Raw genomic sequence first — 2,047 nt, 5'->3', positions numbered from 1 at the left:
GTTCCCGTCGCGAGAAGCCTCGTCCGGGTCGTGGTATCGGTAGTGGTTTGGGCAAGACCGGTGGCCGTGGCCACAAAGGTCAGACCTCCCGCTCCGGTGGCACCATTGCCCCTGGCTTTGAAGGCGGTCAACAGCCGCTGCATCGTCGTCTGCCGAAGTTCGGCTTCGTTTCGCTGAAAGCCATGGATCGCGCCGAAGTGCGTCTGTCCGAACTGGCCAAGGTCGAAGGCGACGTGATCACCGTTCAGTCCCTGAAGGACGCCAACGTGATTAACCAGAACGTACAGCGTGTGAAAATCATGCTGTCCGGCGAAGTTACTCGCGCGGTCACCATCAAGGGCATCGCAGCCACCAAGGGTGCGCGTGCGGCTATCGAAGCAGCTGGCGGCAAGTTCGAGGAATAAATGGCTAAGCAAGGTGCTCTCTCTTCGCTCGGCAAAGGCGGGATGTCTGAACTTTGGGCTCGTCTGCGTTTTCTGTTCCTGGCGATTATCGTCTATCGGATAGGTGCGCATATCCCAGTTCCAGGTGTTAACCCGGACCGGCTGGCGGAACTGTTTCGACAGAATGAGGGGACCATTCTTAGCTTGTTCAACATGTTTTCCGGCGGCGCGCTGGAGCGCATGAGCGTATTTGCACTGGGGATCATGCCGTACATCTCGGCATCGATCATCATGCAGCTCATGACCGCTGTCAGCCCGCAGCTGGAGCAGTTGAAGAAGGAAGGTGAATCTGGCCGTCGCAAGATCAGCCAGTACACCCGCTACCTCACCGTTATCCTGGCGTTGGTTCAGGCCACTGGTATGTCCATTGGTCTGGCCGGTCAGGGCGTGGCGTTTTCTGCAGGCTTCGGCTTCCATTTCGTTGCGGTGTCCACTTTCGTGGCCGGCGCAATGTTCATGATGTGGCTGGGTGAGCAGATCACGGAGCGCGGTGTGGGCAACGGTATCTCGATGCTGATTTTCGCAGGTATCGTTGCCGGTCTTCCGAGAGCAATCGGGCAGTCTTTCGAGTCTGCACGCACGGGCGATATCAACATCTTCGCCTTGGTCGCTATCGGTCTGCTGGCAGTAGCGATCATCGGTTTTGTGGTCTTCATCGAGCGTGGTCAACGTCGTATCGCCGTTCACTATGCCAAGCGTCAGCAGGGCCGCAAGGTCTTCGCTGCGCAGACGAGCCACTTGCCGCTGAAAGTGAACATGGCTGGTGTTATTCCGGCCATTTTCGCAAGCAGCATTCTGCTGTTTCCGGCTTCGCTGGGTTCCTGGTTCGGCCAGTCCGAAGGTCTGGGCTGGTTGCAGGATGTCGCGCAGTCGATCGCTCCTGGTCAGCCGTTGAACATTTTGCTGTTTAGTGCAGGGATCGTTTTCTTCTGCTTCTTCTATACCGCACTGATGTTCAATCCGAAGGACGTAGCGGAAAACCTTAAGAAGTCCGGTGCCTTTATTCCGGGTATCCGTCCTGGTGAGCAGTCCGCGCGCTACATTGATGGCGTTCTGACTCGTCTGACCATGTTCGGTGCTCTTTATATGACGGCCGTCTGCTTGCTGCCCCAGTTCCTGGTCGTGGCTGCAAACGTTCCGTTCTACCTTGGCGGGACCTCGTTGCTGATCGTGGTAGTGGTTGTGATGGACTTTATGTCCCAAGTACAATCGCACCTCGTTTCGCACCAGTACGAATCCCTGATGAAGAAAGCCAACCTGAAAGGCTACGGTGGCAGCGGTCTGCTGCGCTGAAACCCCTAAGGTTCGAGGAGTTGGTGATGAAAGTTCGTGCATCGGTGAAAAAACTGTGCCGTAACTGCAAGATTATTCGCCGCGAAGGTGTCGTTCGAGTAATTTGCAGCGCGGAACCACGTCACAAGCAGCGCCAAGGCTGAGTGTGATCTGTGCTTCAAACCCAGCAGCTAGTGTGCTGCTGGGTTGATTAATTGTTTCTACAGCGATATTATCTCGCGCCCCATTTCTTGGCTTCCGGGGCGTAGGTAGCTGTCAATTGGAGTCCCACTGAATGGCCCGTATTGCAGGCGTTAACATTCCAGATAACA

At 55.9% G+C, this 2,047-nt stretch carries 3 protein-coding genes; all 3 read left to right on the top strand.

Features of this window, described 5'->3' with window-relative positions; translation table 11 throughout:
• Window positions 1-404: 50S ribosomal protein L15 (gene rplO / locus CHB99_RS29190; RefSeq protein WP_089266736.1), on the top strand; the 404-nt coding region annotated here is incomplete at its 5' end.
• Window positions 405-1,736, top strand: a complete 1,332-nt coding sequence (secY, locus tag CHB99_RS29185) for a preprotein translocase subunit SecY (protein WP_009397489.1) — start codon at window positions 405-407, stop codon at window positions 1,734-1,736.
• 26 nt (window positions 1,737-1,762) lie between these two features.
• Entirely contained in the window at window positions 1,763-1,879 is a 117-nt protein-coding gene (gene rpmJ, locus CHB99_RS29180; RefSeq protein WP_002555468.1) for a 50S ribosomal protein L36, read from the top strand.
• Window positions 1,880-2,047: the final 168 nt, after the last annotated feature.

Source organism: Pseudomonas japonica, from assembly GCF_900188455.1.
Lineage (GTDB): Bacteria > Pseudomonadota > Gammaproteobacteria > Pseudomonadales > Pseudomonadaceae > Aquipseudomonas > Aquipseudomonas japonica.
Note: the sequence above shows the minus strand (reverse complement) of the source record. Positions and strands in the feature narration are given on the sequence as shown.

Bases quoted from the DNA above. Each gene is read 5' to 3' on its own strand.
- secY (WP_009397489.1), top strand. From the start codon at position 405: ATGGCTAAGCAAGGTGCTCTCTCTTCGCTCGGCAAAGGCGGGATGTCT.
- rpmJ (WP_002555468.1), top strand. From the start codon at position 1,763: ATGAAAGTTCGTGCATCGGTGAAAAAACTGTGCCGTAACTGCAAGATT.